Origin of the sequence: Natronobacterium gregoryi SP2 (genome assembly GCF_000230715.2) — an archaeon.
Classification (GTDB): Archaea; Halobacteriota; Halobacteria; order Halobacteriales; family Natrialbaceae; genus Natronobacterium; species Natronobacterium gregoryi.
This window is the reverse complement of sequence record NC_019792.1, coordinates 1058495-1075016: the sequence shown is the minus strand read 5'-3', so window position 1 is coordinate 1075016 and position 16522 is coordinate 1058495. Positions and strand designations below refer to the sequence as shown.

20 protein-coding genes and 1 pseudogene are annotated in these 16522 nt (G+C 59.6%); 7 read left to right on the top strand and 14 right to left on the bottom strand.

The features are described from left to right. Position 1 precedes the first annotated feature (1 nt). The 7 genes from NATGR_RS19855 to NATGR_RS05280 form a co-directional block, all read right to left on the bottom strand. A complete protein-coding gene (locus tag NATGR_RS19855; RefSeq protein ID WP_172636011.1) occupies positions 2-172 on the bottom strand; it encodes a DUF7556 family protein in 171 nt (56 codons plus the stop codon). Between the two features lie 463 nt (positions 173-635). Beyond that, positions 636-788 (bottom strand): C2H2-type zinc finger protein, encoded by a 153-nt coding sequence (locus tag NATGR_RS19850; protein WP_015233360.1) that lies wholly within the window; start codon positions 786-788, stop codon positions 636-638. 151 nt (positions 789-939) lie between these two features. Beyond that, positions 940-1197, bottom strand: coding sequence for a hypothetical protein (locus NATGR_RS05300; protein ID WP_049887849.1), 258 nt, complete (start codon positions 1195-1197; stop codon positions 940-942). A 10-nt stretch (positions 1198-1207) separates the two neighbouring features. Continuing rightward, entirely contained in the window at positions 1208-1453 is a 246-nt protein-coding gene (locus tag NATGR_RS05295) for a DUF7511 domain-containing protein (protein WP_049887848.1), read from the bottom strand. Positions 1454-1466: 13 nt separating this feature from the next. Continuing rightward, positions 1467-2738, bottom strand: a complete 1272-nt coding sequence (locus NATGR_RS05290; protein WP_005577241.1) for a GTP-binding protein — start codon at positions 2736-2738, stop codon at positions 1467-1469. Between the two features lie 169 nt (positions 2739-2907). Next, a complete protein-coding gene (locus NATGR_RS05285) occupies positions 2908-3330 on the bottom strand; it encodes a DUF5518 domain-containing protein (protein WP_005577242.1) in 423 nt (140 codons plus the stop codon). 62 nt (positions 3331-3392) lie between these two features. Next, complete coding sequence (locus NATGR_RS05280) at positions 3393-3797, bottom strand: SHOCT domain-containing protein (RefSeq protein WP_005577244.1); 405 nt, start codon at positions 3795-3797, stop codon at positions 3393-3395. Between the two features lie 156 nt (positions 3798-3953). On the opposite strand from NATGR_RS05280, the gene NATGR_RS05275 reads away from it, so the two are divergent. The 4 genes from NATGR_RS05275 to purQ all read left to right on the top strand — a co-directional run bounded on the left by NATGR_RS05275 (position 3954) and on the right by purQ (position 6589). Beyond that, positions 3954-5168: an FAD/NAD(P)-binding protein gene (locus NATGR_RS05275; protein WP_015233357.1), complete on the top strand. Its 1215-nt coding sequence runs from the start codon at positions 3954-3956 to the stop codon at positions 5166-5168. Between the two features lie 30 nt (positions 5169-5198). Further along, positions 5199-5570: a rhodanese-like domain-containing protein gene (locus NATGR_RS05270; RefSeq protein ID WP_005575718.1), complete on the top strand. Its 372-nt coding sequence runs from the start codon at positions 5199-5201 to the stop codon at positions 5568-5570. Between the two features lie 83 nt (positions 5571-5653). Next, positions 5654-5905 carry a phosphoribosylformylglycinamidine synthase subunit PurS gene (gene purS, locus NATGR_RS05265; protein WP_005575716.1) on the top strand — a complete coding sequence of 84 codons (252 nt, stop codon included), beginning with the start codon at positions 5654-5656 and terminating at the stop codon, positions 5903-5905. Then, positions 5906-6589 carry a phosphoribosylformylglycinamidine synthase I gene (purQ, locus tag NATGR_RS05260; RefSeq protein ID WP_005575714.1) on the top strand — a complete coding sequence of 228 codons (684 nt, stop codon included), beginning with the start codon at positions 5906-5908 and terminating at the stop codon, positions 6587-6589. Between the two features lie 589 nt (positions 6590-7178). Here the strand turns inward: purQ and NATGR_RS05255 are convergent. Next, the gene (locus NATGR_RS05255; RefSeq protein WP_015233210.1) at positions 7179-8063 is read right to left on the bottom strand and encodes an IS1595 family transposase; all 885 of its coding nucleotides are present in this window, start codon (positions 8061-8063) and stop codon (positions 7179-7181) included. A gap of 97 nt (positions 8064-8160) precedes the next feature. On the opposite strand from NATGR_RS05255, the pseudogene NATGR_RS05250 reads away from it, so the two are divergent. After that, positions 8161-8982: pseudogene (locus NATGR_RS05250) on the top strand (IS5 family transposase). 34 nt (positions 8983-9016) lie between these two features. Here NATGR_RS05250 and NATGR_RS05245 read toward each other — a convergent pair. The 6 genes from NATGR_RS05245 to NATGR_RS05220 form a co-directional block, all read right to left on the bottom strand. Continuing rightward, complete coding sequence (locus tag NATGR_RS05245; protein ID WP_005577232.1) at positions 9017-9445, bottom strand: universal stress protein; 429 nt, start codon at positions 9443-9445, stop codon at positions 9017-9019. A 38-nt stretch (positions 9446-9483) separates the two neighbouring features. Continuing rightward, on the bottom strand, positions 9484-10659 hold the full coding sequence (locus tag NATGR_RS05240; RefSeq protein WP_015233355.1) for an inorganic phosphate transporter: 1176 nt from the start codon (positions 10657-10659) through the stop codon (positions 9484-9486). A 310-nt stretch (positions 10660-10969) separates the two neighbouring features. Next, positions 10970-11854 carry an IS1595 family transposase gene (locus NATGR_RS05235; RefSeq protein WP_015233210.1) on the bottom strand — a complete coding sequence of 295 codons (885 nt, stop codon included), beginning with the start codon at positions 11852-11854 and terminating at the stop codon, positions 10970-10972. 252 nt (positions 11855-12106) lie between these two features. Next, positions 12107-13204, bottom strand: coding sequence for an archaeosine biosynthesis radical SAM protein RaSEA (locus NATGR_RS05230; protein WP_005581576.1), 1098 nt, complete (start codon positions 13202-13204; stop codon positions 12107-12109). 48 nt (positions 13205-13252) lie between these two features. Beyond that, positions 13253-13675 (bottom strand): CBS domain-containing protein, encoded by a 423-nt coding sequence (locus NATGR_RS05225; RefSeq protein ID WP_005581577.1) that lies wholly within the window; start codon positions 13673-13675, stop codon positions 13253-13255. A 274-nt stretch (positions 13676-13949) separates the two neighbouring features. Continuing rightward, complete coding sequence (locus tag NATGR_RS05220; RefSeq protein WP_005581578.1) at positions 13950-14144, bottom strand: HVO_0649 family zinc finger protein; 195 nt, start codon at positions 14142-14144, stop codon at positions 13950-13952. Between the two features lie 91 nt (positions 14145-14235). Between NATGR_RS05220 and NATGR_RS05215 the strand changes: the two genes are divergently transcribed. Together NATGR_RS05215 and NATGR_RS05210 are read left to right on the top strand one after the other, a co-directional pair. Beyond that, positions 14236-16086, top strand: a complete 1851-nt coding sequence (locus tag NATGR_RS05215) for a bacterio-opsin activator domain-containing protein (RefSeq protein ID WP_005581579.1) — start codon at positions 14236-14238, stop codon at positions 16084-16086. A 105-nt stretch (positions 16087-16191) separates the two neighbouring features. Next, positions 16192-16377 carry a DUF1328 family protein gene (locus NATGR_RS05210; protein WP_005581580.1) on the top strand — a complete coding sequence of 62 codons (186 nt, stop codon included), beginning with the start codon at positions 16192-16194 and terminating at the stop codon, positions 16375-16377. The last annotated feature ends 145 nt before the right edge of the window (positions 16378-16522 follow it).

Sequence of the window (16522 nt, the reverse complement as noted above, 5' to 3'; positions counted from 1 at the left end):
GTCACTTCCACTCCGAAAGCGACGCGGCGTCTGCCTCGGATACCGAAATCCAGGCGTCGTCCCGGGCGATGTCGGCGATGACGAGGTGTGGCTGACCCTCGATTTCGTCGGTCGCCGCCACGATTTCACCGTCGGCCGGCAGCCTTCCGATGGAGCCTGGATTAGTGGCCATGTCCAGTGATTCCATACATATAGCTATGAACGTTTCGGCTTGCCCTCCACTGGTGGCCAAACATCCACCGGAACAGCGTACACGTATACGGCACGGAATGTAATGGTCGGTTACCTGATCGGCGGTATCTCCATCGATCGGTATATCGACGGACAGACTCGAACGCATCGAAAAACGCGGGTCGAACCCGCTTTCGAGTGTGACTGGCCGGACGCGGCGACAGCCACTGGTTCGCTGGCACGATATCTCGATGCAGTCTGTTTCGGTTTGCGGTCGTACCGTCACGTGCGACCGACCGTCTCAAACGGCTTCCCGTCCGGCATGCCGGCACAGCCCCAACCCGACGCGGTTGCACCGGGACGTCGTCACGGTAACTCGTCTCATATGGACGGCTGTACTGATGTACCGGCTCGACCGCAGGAAGGCTCGTGGTCGCACCGGAACTGACTGACAGTAAACCGTATCAGTGGTTCTTGTGGATGTGGTCTTGTAGTGATCCGACGTCGTCGAACCCATCGTCACAGACGGCACAGGTGTTGTGATGCAACGCGACGTGCTGGGTGACGCCGGCTGCCGACTGGAAGCTCTCGTCACAGGTCGAGCAGTTGTATGACATCGCATTGCTACCCACTCTCTCTTACACAAAAACAGTTGCTAGGAAGTGCACAGGAATCGATCCTATACGTTAACAACATTCCTGAGTTCGTTCATTCATTGGTCGCCGACGTTCGCCGGTAACCGGAACCGTTCGATTCGTTGAACCAGCGTCAGCACGCCTCGTCGGCCCGTCGTCGCAACGACGGGTCGATCGTCGTGTCGTCGGCGAGGTCCGCGAGTTCACCGCTCGCGTTACAGTTCGTGAGTCCCTCGAGGGCTCGCCGCCGGAACTCGCCTCGAAGGCCCCCCATCTGGACGAGCAGTGCGAGGTTCGTTCGCTCGCCGCGCTCGATCATGCGATCGATTGCAGCGCGTCGGTGCGTGTGCGATACGGCCGATTTGACTGCGGTTTGAAACTGTGTCGACATCGTCGTACTGTTATCTGGCATTCTCCCGCGAGACGAACGCCTCGCCCCACGCCCTGATCCACTGTTCGCGAGCCGACTCGGCGGTGACCGCCGAGTAGATCGTACAGGAGTCGACCCTGTCGTCGTGTCGCTCGAGATACGCCTGGTAGCACGGCGAGACTTCGAGGGTGGCCGGGTCATCGCCTCCTGCTTTTGGTCCTGTTGCGGTCGATCGCCCGTCAGCATCCGGTTCGCCGTCGGCGTCGTGGCTGGTCACGTCGTGGCTCACCTCAGTCAGCGAGTCCGATCTCTTCCTGACTGTCGGCGTCCGTTTCCTCGGCCGACTCGTCGTCTTCTTCCGGCAGTTCGAACGTCGGGAACCGATCCTCGTAGGTCGACCACTCCGCCTCGAGTTCCTCGTCGGTGAGCAGACAGTCCGCGAGGTCGCGTCGCAACGCGTCGTGGTCGATCTCGACGCCGATCAACACGAGTCGAACGTTCCGGTCGCCCCAGCGGTCGTGCCAGATCTCCTCGAGTTCGGGGTTTTCCTCGAGTTGTCGTTCGCGTTCGTCGGCTGGGAGTGCGTCGAACCACGTTCCGGCGGGCGCGACTCGCACCGACTGGCCGGCGACGTTGAGCGTGATAGCTGCGCTCTCGCGGCTGGCAATCCAGAAGTGGCCCTTCGAGCGGACGATGTCGTCTGGGAACTCGTCGAGCAGCTCGGCGAACCGCTCGGGGTGGAACGGCCGGCGGGCCTCGAAAACAAACGAGGTGACGCCGTGTTCCTCCTCGGCGGACTCGTGGGGCTGTTGCAGTTCCTGCATCCAGCCGGCAGACTGGCTGGCTTCCTCGAAGTCGAACCGGTCGGTGTCGATGAGTTCGTCGGGGTCGATCCGTCCGTTCTCGGTCCGGACGATGTCGGCCCGCGGCTGCAGCGTCGACACCGTCGATTCGATCTCCGCAAGCGTTTCCTCGTCGACTAGGTCGCACTTGTTCAACAGGAGGACGTCGCAGAACTCCACTTGCTCGACCAGCAGATCGCCGAGGTGTTTCTTCGTCCCGTCGTCGTCGAGAACGTCGTCAGAGTTCATTGCCTCGTGGAACTGGTGGGCGTCGACGACGGTGACCGTCGTATCGAGGTGACAGCCCTCGAGCGGTTCGATGCCTGTCTCCTCGTAGAACTCGGTGGGATCGAGATCTGACTGGTCGAACCCTAGGGTGAGCGTCTGGGCGACCGGCAGGGGTTCGGCGACGCCGGTCGACTCGACGACGACGGCGTCGAACTCCCGGTCGGATGCGGTAAGTTCGCCGATGGCGTCGAGTAGATTGCCCCGGAGCTCACAGCAGATACAGCCGTTCGAAAGCTCTATCAGCTCTTCGTCCTCGTCTGCGATGTCGGAGGATTCGGCGACGCGATCGGCGTCGACGTTGACCTCGCCCATGTCGTTGACGAGGACGGCCAGTTCGCGGTCGGTTTCTTGCAGAACGTGGTTCAGTGTGGTCGTCTTGCCGGCACCGAGCGTTCCGGACAGTACCGTCACGGGGATCGAGTCGTCTCCCATTGATTAACAACATAACGTCGAGCATAATAGTAGTTATTATGTTGTGCGATATATTTGTTAATAGTGTGGGTGCGGCGTTTATTCCTTGAGACGTCTTTTCACGCCTCTAATCGGCATTTTAGATCCTGCTTACCGATTGCTCACTGCCTGAGTGGTGGGCTTCGTCCCGTCAGTAACCGAGCGGGCCACCGACGCGTCGTCGAACGGTATCGACGAGCCAGCCACCGATGTAGCCAAACGGTGCGATGACGACGAACAAGATCGTGATCCACGCCAGGACGAATATGATCGAGAAGAAGATCGTGTCGCCGGTTTGTTCGATACCGAACATCCCAGTTGTTCGCGTTATCGCCAGGACCGGCATCAATGCGACCGTTCCGACGATCGCTGCGAGGGCACCGTTGTTTGCGGAGGGATCGTAGAAGCCGCTTCGGGCGGCGGCGACGCCGCCACCGGCCAGTGCGGTCGGCATCAACCACCCGGGACGCTGCAGGACGAAGTTCACGACGAGACCGAGCACGATCACGGTCACGGCCCCCCACAGGACGGGGCCGCGGCCGTACTCGAAGCTCGGTTTGACAGTCTGTCGCATCGTGACTCCCTACCCACACCGAACGCATAAAAATACTGTCTGCTCCGTCGGTGACGACCGCGTTACTCGAGGTCGGCGTCCAGCGCCGGATCTCGCTCTCGACCGTCGTCGGAGTCGTCCAGATACCGTTCGACGTCGGGAACCGTCTCCGTCTCGACCAGCACCTCGAGTCGCCGTTCGAACTCCGCGTCGGAGAGTTCGCCCTCGGCGTACCGGGTGCGCAACCGCTCGAGGGCGTCGGTCTGGTTCTCGATCGGAGTTGATTCGTCGATATCGGCGTTCTCGACCTCTTTTTCTTCTGGCATGAGCGTTTCGAGGGTTTCAGACCCGAAAATGAGCGCGAAGATCGCCACGATGATCGCGACCGACGTTTCGATAGCCGCGAGCGCGACGAACGTCGCGAGAACTGCGACGATGACGACGGCTGTGGGTGCCGAAATGCGGTCGATCGACCGTGCTGTGGTCATGCGTTGTTGTTCGATCGCCAATACAAAAATTCCTCCCACCGACTGGGGGCCTCTCGGTCGACACGGCGAGTACACTCTTTATGAATAAAATACAATCTAAAAATAACTATTGTTAACACAAAGGGATAAAGTAATAACAGAACGTATCGTGAGTCGATGTACGAGTGTGTCATCGTCGGCGGCGGCATTCACGGCACGTACCTGATCCAGCGGCTGCTCGAGGACGCCGACCTCGAGCGCGAGGACGTCACGATCGTCGACCCACACGATCGACTCCTGGCCTCGTTTCGCCGAAAAGCCGCCGCCTGCGAGATGGACGAACTGCGGTCGACGTTCGTCCACCACGTCGGGACGGAGCCGTTCGGCCTCGAGGACTTCGCCGAGGCTCGTACCTGCGAGGACGACCTCCTGCCGACGCCGGGCTACCCCCGTCGCCCGTCGCTGTCGCTATTTCTCGACTACGCCGACTACGTGATCGAGCGCAAGGACCTCGAGTCGCTCCACCGGCGGGCGACTGTCGAGTCGGTTCGCCGGGTTGAGGGGGGTCGGGACGGTCTCGTCCTCGCAACCGACGACGGAACGATTCGCACGCGAACGTGCGTCCTCGCGATCGGACACGGGGGTCGGTACCACTGCCCGGCGTGGGCCGCCGACGTCGACGGGATCGCACACGTCTGGGACGACGGGTTCGATCCGAACGCGTCGACAGCGGAGACGGTCGTCGTCGGCGGCGGGACCACCGCCGCACAACTCGCGAACTGCCTGGCCGACTGCGACCCGGTCACACTACTGACTCGTCACGAACTCGAGGACGCGGTCACCGAGGCCGACCCTCTCTGGATCAACTGGAATCACATCGAGTCACACCTCCACCGGTATCCGCCGGGTTCGCGGGCACGGTACGAAGTAGTCCAGGAAGCGCGAAACGACGCGACGATTCCACCGACGCTGCTCGACCGACTCGAGTCGACGGCTGCCGACGGCGAGCTGTCGATCCGGCGCGGCGACGTTCGTTCCGCTCGCGCACTCGACGGCGACGTTCGACTGCTTTTGGAGAACGGTGGCTGTCTCTCCGCGGATCGGGTCGTCCTCGCGACCGGGTTCGAACCCGTCTTCGAACATCCGTTTGTCGACCGTCTTGCAGACGAACTCTCCCTCGAGCGGGGGTATCGCGGACTGCCGATCCTGGACGACCGGACGCTCGCGTGGCGTCGCTGCGACGGCGGACGAAGTTCGATCTACGTTTCGGGGGCGCTGGCAGCCGGAGTCGTGGGCCCGCTCGCGGGGAACGTCGCCGGCGCGCGGCGTGCAGCCGACCGACTCGCCGAATCGATTCCTGGGGCCGTCCGGTCCGCCGTCTCCGCTGACTAGCTTTTGTCTACGTGTGTAGTATTGGGGTCTGTGAGCAAGATACGCCCACCGGATCTCGAGGAGCGACTCGAAGACGGCAATTCGCCGTACGTCCTCGACATCCGCCCACGTGAGTCGTACCAGCGCGACCGAATCGACGGGAGTTGGAACGTCCCCGTCTACCACGACCTCAGGAGCGGCGACGAAACCGAACTCCGTGAATCGATCGCGGACGTTCCCGACGGAAAGACCGTCGTCACGGTCTGCAAGGCGGGAATAGTCGCTCGCAAGGCGACCGCCGTCCTCGAGGACGAGGGACACGACGCGGTCACCCTCGCAGGTGGGCTGCGCCGGTGGAACGGATATCGGAACGGGTCGATCGGATACCGGCTGCGATCGTCGCTGCTTGCCTTACTGCCGTGATCGACGACGGCACAGTATCCACGATCGTGTATTTCAAACTCGAGTCGAAAGCGTTTTTGAGCACGGTTACGGGGTAACAGGTAATGACCGGCTACACCGCGACGGTGACGGTTCGACTCAAACACGGCGTCTTAGATCCCGAGGCCGAGACGACACAGCAGGCTCTGGAGCGACTGGGCTTCGAACTCGAGGATTTGCGTTCGGCAGACCGGTTCGAGATCGACCTCGAGGCGGAGTCGGCCGAGGACGCGCGCGAGCGAGCGGACGAGATGGCCGAACGGCTGCTGGCGAACCCGACCATCCACGACTACGACGTGGAGGTCGACGAACGGTAGATGACGGTCTCGATCATCAGATTCGGCGGCTCGAACTGCGACCGCGACGCCGAACGTGCCCTCGAGCATCTCGGCATCGACGCCGAGATCGTCTGGCACGAGGACGGCCTGCCGGCAGACACCACGGGTATCGTCCTGCCCGGCGGATTCTCCTACGGTGACTACCTCCGTGCGGGAGCGATGGCGGCCCGCTCGCCGATCATGGAGGAGGTCCGCGAGGCCGCACGCGAGGGCGTCCCCGTACTGGGCGTCTGCAACGGCGCACAGATCGGCTGCGAGTCCGGGCTGACCGAGGGCGCGTTCACGACCAACGAGAGCGCCCGCTTCCAGTGTGAACACGTCTATCTGCGGGTCGAACGCGCGGATACGCCCTGGACAGAGGCCTACGAGGAAGGCGAGGTCATCGAGGTGCCGATCGCCCACGGCGAGGGGCGCTACGAGGTCGACGACGACCGACTCGCGGAACTCGAGGACGACGACCGCGTGCTCTTCCGGTATTGCGACGAGAACGGCGAGACGGGCCCCGATGTCAACCCCAACGGCTCGAAGCACAACGTCGCCGGCGTGCTCGGCGACCGAGAGGCGGTCGCCGTGTTGATGCCCCACCCCGAGCGCGCGACGCTACCCGATGTCGGCCCGACGGACGGACAGGGAGTCCTCGAAGGGCTCGAAAAGAACGCGTAGTTATAGTAGCCACTGCAAGTCAATGCACACCTGATCGCACGATAGTTGTGCGATCAGTGTGTAAATAGTTGCAGTTGTTACAAGCAGATTGATCATATTGGATGCTCAACGTTTGCTTATGGGATCGATATACGTCCGCTTCCGAGCATGGGTCAAATCAATGGCTATCTTCTTACAGCGAGAGAATCCCGCCGTTCACGGCGGGCGTGAATCGCGTCACTCAACTACTCCTGCTGGGGATTTGGGCGGTCTACACAGTCCGAAGCTCTCCGGTCTTCGATGTGTTGAGGGACGCGACTCGCGGACAACCGACTGCATCCGAGACGTTGGACACAATGGTAGTCAGCGAACCTATCGTCTTCCTGGGGTACTCGGTGCCCGGCGTCGCAGGAGTAAGCCCCATGCAAACGCTCTTCGCTGCAGGAATAGTTATGATGTTCGGCGGTCTTGCACTGGCGTTCCGGGCAGCAACCGGGAGTGCAGCACCAGTTGCAGGGTACTAAGCTTTATGGCTCTGTTGAAATCCTTAGTGAGTTACAAATTCAGTCGGTAGTTTGAGCAGACGCTCTTGTGTAGCACTTTGTTGATCTCATAGCGTCGCTTTGATAGCGTGTTTGAGCGCTTCTCTCCCTGGTTTCCGCAGTAGCTTTCGTCGAAGTTGGAACGCTCGGAGATACTGTGTGAGCTTGTCTTTTGAGATGCCTCGATGAGGCGAGAGCCACGGTCGCAGCAGCGATCCGTGGCTCTCGCAGGTGTTGACGTGTACGTTTTCGTTGGCGTATTCGCCGTCGCCGTGGACGACGTATTCGCGGTCGAATGCGTCGTCCTCGGCCAGTGGATCGTAGGCACGAAATCCGTCAGTATAGACGGTCAGTGGCTCCTTCTGACGGTTTTCGAGAAGGAGCCGAATCGTCGATTCGTCGGCTGATTTCGCTGGGATCACGTATCGGTCGCCGGTGCCACGATCGACGATCGTAAACACCGGCGGTTTGTCCTGCTCGTACGTTCCTCGCCCACGCGTGGACAGGCCACGCGAGCGCGACTCTTGGTCGCGCTCGCGGCCTTTCAGCCCTGCAGAAACGTAGACTTCATCGATTTCGACCGGTCCGACAAGGTCAAGCGAAGGTGCATCAAGCGCCTTCGTGAAGCGCTCGACGCGCTGATAGATCGTTTTGTACTGGACATCGATCTCTATCTGAAGTTGACGAAGACTCGTGTTAAACCGGAGAAACGCGTAAATCGAGAACAGCCACTTTCTGAGTGCGACTTTCGAATGGGCGAAGATTGTGCCGGTCTTGTCGTTGAACGTGCGGTCGCAATTCTTACAGAGATAGCGCTGAAAGTGCCCATAGCTGCCGTTCTTGACCGTCAGGTCAGAACGGCAGCGAGGGCAAGTAACACCGTTACGCCAGCGAACCTGCTCTAACAGGTCCGCTGCGACCGATTCCGACCCAAACACATCTAGCGGGATCATGCCTAACGGACACCGCTAACGCGGTGTCCTTGCTCTCTTCGATTCTACAGCGACAGCTGAGCAGTATCAACAATCTCCTACAGAAGAGCGTGAGCAGATGCAGACCCTCCCAAAGTCTCGGTTGCTCCGATTTGTCGAGGAAGCATTTCAGTTAGCGAAACGTGCCGTAGCTCGATACTCCTCGAAGTTCTCGAAACAACGCTACACGCTCCATCAGCACATCGTTCTCCTCTGTCTCAAGGTTCGGAAGAACACGACCTATCGTACACTCCTCGACGAACTCATCGAAATGCCCCGTATTCGCAACGCGATCAATCTCACTGAACTCCCTGCTCCATCAACACTGTGCAAAGCGTTCGATAGACTCGATATGGCTGTCTGGCGAGTGCTGCTCAATCTCTCTGTTTCACTGCTCCCGACCAACGGCGTTGCGGGGATTGATGCTTCGGGATTCGACCGCAGTCACGCCTCAAAACACTACACGAAACGAGCCAAACTCACGATTCAGCAACTCAAAGTAACACTGCTGGTCGATTCCAAAGTGAACGCAGTCCTTGATTTGCACGTGACGACGACACGGAAACACGATAGCCAGATCGCTCCGTCGTTGATCAAACGCAACCCTAAGACTATCGAAATCCTGCTCGGGGACAAAGGCTACGACGACCAGAAAATCAGACGGCTTGCCCGTCAACACGAGATTCGTCCACTAATCAAGCATCGTGAGTTCACACCGCTTCACAAGGCATGGAACGCACGCTTAGACGCCGACCTCTATGGCCAACGGAGTTAATCAGAGACAGTCAACTCAACGCTCAAGCGGAAGTACGGTGCGTTCGTCCGTTCACAGCGCTGGTGGAAGCAGTTTCGTGAACTCGCCCTTGCGTGTATCGTCCACAATCTCGATCGGACTCTCTAACGTTCACCACATCACAATAGCTGGGACGCATTGGTCAACGAACAATGACTACTGGGACTGATGCCCGCTTAGACACCGTCTTCGTGACGTTTCCGACAAGAAACCGGCGTGTTGCGCGGCTCCAATCTGCGCCGTGGGCACCAAGGACGATAGCATCGTAATCTTCAGCTCGGTCGAGGATATTCCGGGCAGGGTGCCCGATCCCAACGACCGTGTTGATCTCTCGACCCTGCTCGTCGGCTATCTCGTGGGCACGTTCGAAAACGGACTCAGATCGCTTGGCAGCAGCCTCACTGATGTCGTCTTCGAGAGCGAGAGCCGTCGCTTCCCCCATCATCATTGATGGGACACCAACAACGTGTAAGACGGTGATTTCGGCCTCTGGATAATTGTCGAGCGCATATTCGAGGGCTTGACTAGCGTGGTCCGAGTCATCCATCGGAACAAGAATTTGTGAGCCCATATCCCAAAAGACGTTTTCCAGCTACCTAACTCCCAATGTCAGACGACTCCCGGAACGAGAATGAAGAATCCGTAGGCCAGAAGTGTCGAGACCGAGGGACCGATAATCCACATCGAGATATATTTCATCACGGCACGTGGATTGAAGAGGTCACCCGCTTTGAGTACCCCTTCCGGTTCTTCTTCACCAATCGGTGCGGCTGGTTTGCCTTCCATCTCGTCGGCGGTGATCGCACCGGGGACAACCTCGCTCTCTTTCGTGTCCTGAGTAACGGCCTCACGGACGGTAATCGGTCGAGTTGCGCGACCCCACCCAATGCCGACAATCGTCATCACCGTTGCCATCACGAGGCTGATTGGAATCCCAATCCACGAGAGAAGCGTTGTGATTGTCGATGCCGTAACCATGACGAACAGCGCTGCGAGTAGCGGGATGTCACTCAGTTCGCCCCCGACAGAGTCCATCGTCCGGCGGGCGATGGTGAACCCACCGACTCCGATAGCAAGCGTGGCGATGACAATCGCTATATTCGCTTCCAACCCTGCTTCGCCCACCAGCGGTGCAGCGGCGTTCGGCACGTTACTCGCCCCGGCACTAAATGCCATGTAACAACCAATGACGAGGACAACTGCCGTGCTACCGATTTCAGACCACGTCGTGTTTGGGCCGAACGTGGGCTTCGGAATTTTTCCGTCTCGTTCAAGAGTTAGCAATGGACCATCTGATTTTTCAATCTGTACTCGTCGGTTGACTTCCGGATAGATGTATCGTCCAATAACACCGCCAATCCAGAACCCAATGATTGGTGTTACGATCCACCAAGCGACGATCTCGGCAATTGTCGCGTAGTTGAGTGTGCCTGTCGCCAGACCGAGGCCAGCTATCGCTCCAACGGTTGTCATTGACGTTGGAACAGGAACCCCGAAGATATTGGCGATGAGAATGCCCAGTCCAATGAAAAAGAGGACGGCGACACCTGCGGAGAGCGTGAGATCAATCGTGATGATCCCTTCGCTCAACGTGTCCATCACGTTCCGTCCGACAGTCCACCCACCGAGAAAGACGAAAAACGTCATGAGGGCTGCCGCAGTCGTCTTTTTGACAATACCAGCACCAACCGGTGGCCCCCACGCGATCCCAGTAGATGAGCCACCAATATTGAACCCGACAAAGATTGACGCGACAATCCCAATTAGGAGGAGAGTTCCTACCATAGTCTGATAATAATTGTGGCGTAGTGATATAGCTGCTGTAATACACGCATAAGTTATGGAGATGACCACCAAACTGATGTAACCACTCGCCAGACTTGGCCTCTATTCACTGTCTTCCCCTGCGACGACTGACAATCATAACTGAGGAGAATTCTTCGAGAGTTGCTTTTAGATCCGTAACGTCAGAAGAAGAGGATTTCAACAAAGCCAGCTTTATCGGAGAACTGGATAATCCGGATAGTAGCCGTGAGCTCCCCATAAGATATGCAGAAACATTCCAAGAACGCTCTTGTGTAGCACTTTGTTGATCTCATAGCGTCGCTTTGATAGCGTGTTTGAGCGCTTCTCTCCCTGGTTTCCGCAGTAGCTTTCGTCGAAGTTGGAACGCTCGGAGATACTGTGTGAGCTTGTCTTTTGAGATGCCTCGATGAGGCGAGAGCCACGGTCGCAGCAGCGATCCGTGGCTCTCGCAGGTGTTGACGTGTACGTTTTCGTTGGCGTATTCGCCGTCGCCGTGGACGACGTATTCGCGGTCGAATGCGTCGTCCTCGGCCAGTGGATCGTAGGCACGAAATCCGTCAGTATAGACGGTCAGTGGCTCCTTCTGACGGTTTTCGAGAAGGAGCCGAATCGTCGATTCGTCGGCTGATTTCGCTGGGATCACGTATCGGTCGCCGGTGCCACGATCGACGATCGTAAACACCGGCGGTTTGTCCTGCTCGTACGTTCCTCGCCCACGCGTGGACAGGCCACGCGAGCGCGACTCTTGGTCGCGCTCGCGGCCTTTCAGCCCTGCAGAAACGTAGACTTCATCGATTTCGACCGGTCCGACAAGGTCAAGCGAAGGTGCATCAAGCGCCTTCGTGAAGCGCTCGACGCGCTGATATATCGTTTTGTACTGGACGTCGATCTCTATCTGAAGTTGACGAAGACTCGTGTTAAACCGGAGAAACGCGTAAATCGAGAACAGCCACTTTCTGAGTGCGACTTTCGAATGGGCGAAGATTGTGCCGGTCTTGTCGTTGAACGTGCGGTCGCAATTCTTACAGAGATAGCGCTGAAAGTGCCCATAGCTGCCGTTCTTGACCGTCAGGTCAGAACGGCAGCGAGGGCAAGTAACACCGTTACGCCAGCGAACCTGCTCTAACAGGTCCGCTGCGACCGATTCCGACCCAAACACATCTAGCGGGATCATGCCTAACGGACACCGCTAACGCGGTGTCCTTGCTCTCTTCGATTCTACAGCGACAGCTGAGCAGTATCAACAATCTCCTACAGAAGAGCGTTCCAAGAAACATCCAAACAAAGCCTACGGCTTCATGAGTTAGCCACGCCACGGCCGGCGTCAAGGCGACTAAAACCAACGTTACTCTTGTGAAAGTTCGGTTGGCTGAAAGAATGCGGGCAGTACAACCCCGGTTCCGTTGCGGTGAAGTGATGGACCCAGTCAGTTCGTCAGCGGGCCGTTGAAACCCCGCTCTCGCTCCATCACCGTCTCCCAGGTCAGCTCGCACTCGCAAGAGACCTGTTCGAAGACCGACGAGTCCTGTCGCAGGTCGAAGTCCTTGATCGCTTTCTGGACGAGGTCGTCACACTCCGTACAGTTGTGCGGCCCGCGGTCGGAGCCGTGGCCGACGGGGTCGGAGACGACGATGGCGTCGACGCTCGCGGTCTCCTCTAAGACGTGTGCGACCGACCAGAGCCACGGCGGTCGGTAGCCGTCGTTGAAGTAGAGTTCGTCGACCATGGTGTAGCGCTGGACGTTACACGGGTTCACCGAGACGGTGTGACAGCCATCGACGTCGGCACAGCGCTCGATCGAGGAGATCATGTCCTCGACGGCCTCGGACTCGGTGAGGAAGGGTGGCTTCATCAGCAAGTAGGCTTTGACGCCAGTTTCGGCGTTGTCGGCCGCTGCGTCTGCTGCTGCAGCCTCGGTACAGGCGTCTTCGAAGTCTGCGAAGTCGAAGTACTTGTTCACACAGTCGTGACGGACTCGGTCGGTCGCAGTCTCGAGGCCGACTGCAACGTCGGTGTCGACGCCGTACTGGGTGAAGTCCGTGATCTTCTCGCGGTCGACGAAGTCCGGGAGCGACTCGACGACCATCCGGTCGCGATCGGCGAAGGTCTCGGCGATCGCTCGCCGGGTCTCGGCACCGACCTCGCGCTCGTCGAAGAACGAACCGGACGTGTAGATCTTGATGAGGGCTGCAGGTTCGTCGGCGTTTTCGTCCTCGTGATCGAGACAGACCTGTATCTGGTCCATCAGGGCCTCGTGGGAGACGGAGCCGCCGTCGACGCTTTCCGCGACGTAGCCACACATCGTACAGCCGCCGGCACGAGCCCAGCGACAGCCGCCAGTGTTCAGGATGATCGTCAGGCTCTTTTTGACACCGTCGGGCGTGTTGTCCTCGTCGAGCCAGACGCGAGTTGGTTCGTGGGGATCGTAGCTGGCTTCCTTGCGCGATCGAATCCCGCGCATCACCTGATTGTGGGCGTCCATGCCTCTGCCCTGCTCGTAGACGTCGGGCGTGGGGTGACTCATGGAGGAAAAAAGCGGGCCAGGCCCTAAAGCGCCTTCGTTGGCGGGGCGTTACCAGCCGTCCTTGTTCTTTCGCTTGAGCGTCCGTCTGATCTCGTCGACCCGATCCGGCAGACAGCGAGCGACGTCGTTCATCGTCACTACACCGACGAGGTCGATGCCTTCGAAGACGGGCAGTCGCTTGACTTCGTGTTCCGTCATTGCTTCGGCCGCCTCGTCGACGCCGTTCGTCGGTGAGACTTTCACGACATCTTCGCTGGTCATCGCATCCTGGACCCGTAGCTCCTCGAGTGACAATCCGGTTTGATGTTGGGTCCGAAGGATGTCCGACCGAGTTACGATACCGACCATACCGGGATCGACGACGACGATGCTACCGATCTGCTCTTCGAGCATCGTCCCGACGGCCTCGCGCAGCGTCGCAGACGGGCCGATTGTTACCGCCGGCGTGGACATGATCTGTTTGACTAACATAGTGACGGGGGCGGTTGTACGGCCACCCCAGCCGCGTTCTAGTTCACGCTTTGACGTGTACACGAATTATCATACTGTACAAATAAATCTCCCGGCCGTTGCTGTGTCGCTCGAGTGGCGGCCCGGTAGCGGCTTTCGGAAGCGGACGAGACGCTCTCGGCGGTTACTGTCGGTCAGTGCCGGCGCAGTTGCGGCCCGTAGCTGTCGTTGCACTCCGTCAGATCACGGACACGTGTCTGCTGGGCCACGAACGTCACTGTCTCACGGGTTGCCGTCACTCCTTCAGGCGAACCTCTCGGACCTCGGCTGCCTCACAGACTGGGCAGACGAACTGGTACTGGACGCGACCCCCCGTCGTCTCTACGTGCCATTCGCTGTTGGAAGCGAGATACCCACACTGTCGGCACTCGAGGTCTGGCTCCTCGAACTTTTCCCGAAGCCGGGCGAACGGTGAACTGTGTGGTGCCATGCGTTACCATACAACGTAAAGAGTAATAACGTTCGGGGTGGCGTCGCACGGACCACCATGGTTCTTTGTCGCGGCCTTCCTATGGAGGCACATGAGTGATATCGATGCGGAGTCCGTAGAGGAGGGCGTTTCTCCTTCGAGGGCTGCGCTCGAGCACCTCGTCGATCCCGTCGTCGCCGTTGCCGACGGCCAAATTACGTACGCAAACGAGGCGGCACGCCAGACACTCGGCGTTCCGGACGTGCCGGTCGAGCCAGGGACCGTGCTAGATGAGTGGTCGGTCCTCCAGTCGGCGATCGACCAGACGACCGTCGGGACGGCTCGGGGAATCGAACTCGAGAGGACTCCTTACGATGCGCGCGTCCACCGCGACGACGACGGCACGACTATCGTTTTCCGGTCGAATATCGGGCTCGAGCCAACAGACGACCGGGTTGTCAAAGAGCGGGCGATCAACGAGGCACCCGTCGGGATCACGATCTCCGACCCCGACCGCGAGGACAACCCGCTTGTCTACATCAACGACGCCTACAGGGAGATCACCGGCTACAGCTACGACGACGTCGTCGGCCGCAACTGTCGGCTCCTCCAGGGTCCCGACTCCGACGAGGAGACGATCGCCGAGATGGCGGCTGCGGTCGACGAGGACTACCCGGTCACTGTCGAGATCAAGAACTACCGGAAAGACGGCACCGAGTTCTGGAACGAGGTGACGATCGCACCCGTCCGCAACGACGAGGGCGAGGTCACCAACTACGTCGGCTTCCAGAACGATATCACCGCGCGCAAGGAGGCCGAACTTGCCCTCGAGCGCCGAACCGAGGAACTCGAGTACATCCTCGATCGCGTCGAGGGACTCGTCCAAGATGTCACCGCCGCGGTCGCCGGCTCGACCGATCGTTCGGAACTCGAGACGGCAGTCTGTGATCGGATCGCTTCGGAAGACGCCTACGAGGGGGCGTGGATCGGCGAACGGAACCCGGCGACAGGAATGATCGAGATCAAGACGAGTGCGGGTGTCTCGCCCGACCCGATCTCGACCGACGCCGGCCATCCAGCCGCGGTGACGCTCCCGAACGAGGCTGTCGCCGTCGACACCGCCGGCGGGACGACGTTGGCCGCGTTCCCACTCTTCTACAACGACATCGAGTACGGCGTGTTGACCGTTCACGTCGATGGCGACCGCGAGGTCGACGACCGAGAGTCGATCGTTCTCTCTGCACTGGCTCGTGCCGTCGCAAGCGGCGTCAACGCGCGCGAAACCAGCCGTGTCCTCGAGACCGACGCCGTCGTCGCCGTCGACCTCGAGATCGAAGACGAGGCCGTCGCTCCCGCCGCGCTTGCGGCCGACACGGACTGTCGGTTCGAGTACCGCCGATCCGTTCACCGTTCGGGATCGGGGTCGGAGACATCGTCGCTGTTTACCGTGATTGGCGACGTCGACGAACTCACCGACGCGGCCGCGGCCAGAGACGACGTCGACTGCCGGGTAGTCGTCGACCGCGACGAGAGGTGTCTTGCAGAGCTTGCCGGCGAGGCCGACCCCGTCGCCTGGCTCTCGGAGCGTGGTGTCCGAACGAAAGCGATCGAAGCCGAAGACGGACGCGCCGTCCTGACCCTCGAGATTCCGCGGTCGGCGAACGTCCGTTCGATCGTTGAGGCCGCCGAAGACCGGTACGACCGGACCGACGTTCGTTCGTTCCAACAACGGGATCGGGACGGTCGAAGCCGACAAGAGTTCGCCGCCGTTCTCGAGAGTGATCTCACCGACCGCCAGTTCGCCGCACTACAGCGGGCCTATCTCGGCGGCTACTTCGAGTGGCCGCGACCGACGACCGGCGAGGAACTCGCCCAGTCGATGGACGTCTCGCGGCCGACGTTCCACGAGCACCTGCGATCGGCCGAGGCGAAACTCTGTCGTGCCTTTTTCGAAGACGGGTGATCGCTCTCGAGAACCAGATCTTACTCGCTGTTCGTGAACTGTAGTCCGCCGTTAGCCGCGCGAACCGTCCTCGGCGTTTATGACTCCGGTCGTGATAGCTGACGTATGCTCGAGTTCGCGTCTCCGTTACAGACCGGTGACGGCTTCTTGTACTGGGCGGTCGTGTTCTTCGTTCTGGCAGTTATCGCGGCAGCTGTCGGCGCACGCGGCGTCGCTGGTATCTCGATGGAAATCGCTCGAATCTTCGTGTTGGTCTTTATCGTTCTGGCGATCGTTGCGTTGTTACTGTGACGTCGTGCAGGGCGGGAGCAGTTACGAATCGACAATACTTGCCACCCGACGAATACTGGACGGTTACGTGCCATAGTGGCCACGTCCATCGGTCAGTGACAATCGGCTGGCGTAACTGGAACCAGTTATAGAACGTTGGCAATAT

Coding starts and splice junctions, on each gene's coding strand:
- NATGR_RS19855 (WP_172636011.1), bottom strand. CDS start 172: ATGGCCACTAATCCAGGCTCCATCGGAAGGCTGCCGGCCGACGGTGAA.
- NATGR_RS19850 (WP_015233360.1), bottom strand. CDS start 788: ATGTCATACAACTGCTCGACCTGTGACGAGAGCTTCCAGTCGGCAGCC.
- NATGR_RS05300 (WP_049887849.1), bottom strand. CDS start 1,197: ATGTCGACACAGTTTCAAACCGCAGTCAAATCGGCCGTATCGCACACG.
- NATGR_RS05290 (WP_005577241.1), bottom strand. CDS start 2,738: ATGGGAGACGACTCGATCCCCGTGACGGTACTGTCCGGAACGCTCGGT.
- NATGR_RS05285 (WP_005577242.1), bottom strand. CDS start 3,330: ATGCGACAGACTGTCAAACCGAGCTTCGAGTACGGCCGCGGCCCCGTC.
- NATGR_RS05280 (WP_005577244.1), bottom strand. CDS start 3,797: ATGACCACAGCACGGTCGATCGACCGCATTTCGGCACCCACAGCCGTC.
- NATGR_RS05275 (WP_015233357.1), top strand. CDS start 3,954: ATGTACGAGTGTGTCATCGTCGGCGGCGGCATTCACGGCACGTACCTG.
- purS (WP_005575716.1), top strand. CDS start 5,654: ATGACCGGCTACACCGCGACGGTGACGGTTCGACTCAAACACGGCGTC.
- purQ (WP_005575714.1), top strand. CDS start 5,906: ATGACGGTCTCGATCATCAGATTCGGCGGCTCGAACTGCGACCGCGAC.
- NATGR_RS05255 (WP_015233210.1), bottom strand. CDS start 8,063: ATGATCCCGCTAGATGTGTTTGGGTCGGAATCGGTCGCAGCGGACCTG.
- NATGR_RS05245 (WP_005577232.1), bottom strand. CDS start 9,445: ATGGGCTCACAAATTCTTGTTCCGATGGATGACTCGGACCACGCTAGT.
- NATGR_RS05240 (WP_015233355.1), bottom strand. CDS start 10,659: ATGGTAGGAACTCTCCTCCTAATTGGGATTGTCGCGTCAATCTTTGTC.
- NATGR_RS05235 (WP_015233210.1), bottom strand. CDS start 11,854: ATGATCCCGCTAGATGTGTTTGGGTCGGAATCGGTCGCAGCGGACCTG.
- NATGR_RS05230 (WP_005581576.1), bottom strand. CDS start 13,204: ATGAGTCACCCCACGCCCGACGTCTACGAGCAGGGCAGAGGCATGGAC.
- NATGR_RS05225 (WP_005581577.1), bottom strand. CDS start 13,675: ATGTTAGTCAAACAGATCATGTCCACGCCGGCGGTAACAATCGGCCCG.
- NATGR_RS05220 (WP_005581578.1), bottom strand. CDS start 14,144: ATGGCACCACACAGTTCACCGTTCGCCCGGCTTCGGGAAAAGTTCGAG.
- NATGR_RS05215 (WP_005581579.1), top strand. CDS start 14,236: ATGAGTGATATCGATGCGGAGTCCGTAGAGGAGGGCGTTTCTCCTTCG.
- NATGR_RS05210 (WP_005581580.1), top strand. CDS start 16,192: ATGCTCGAGTTCGCGTCTCCGTTACAGACCGGTGACGGCTTCTTGTAC.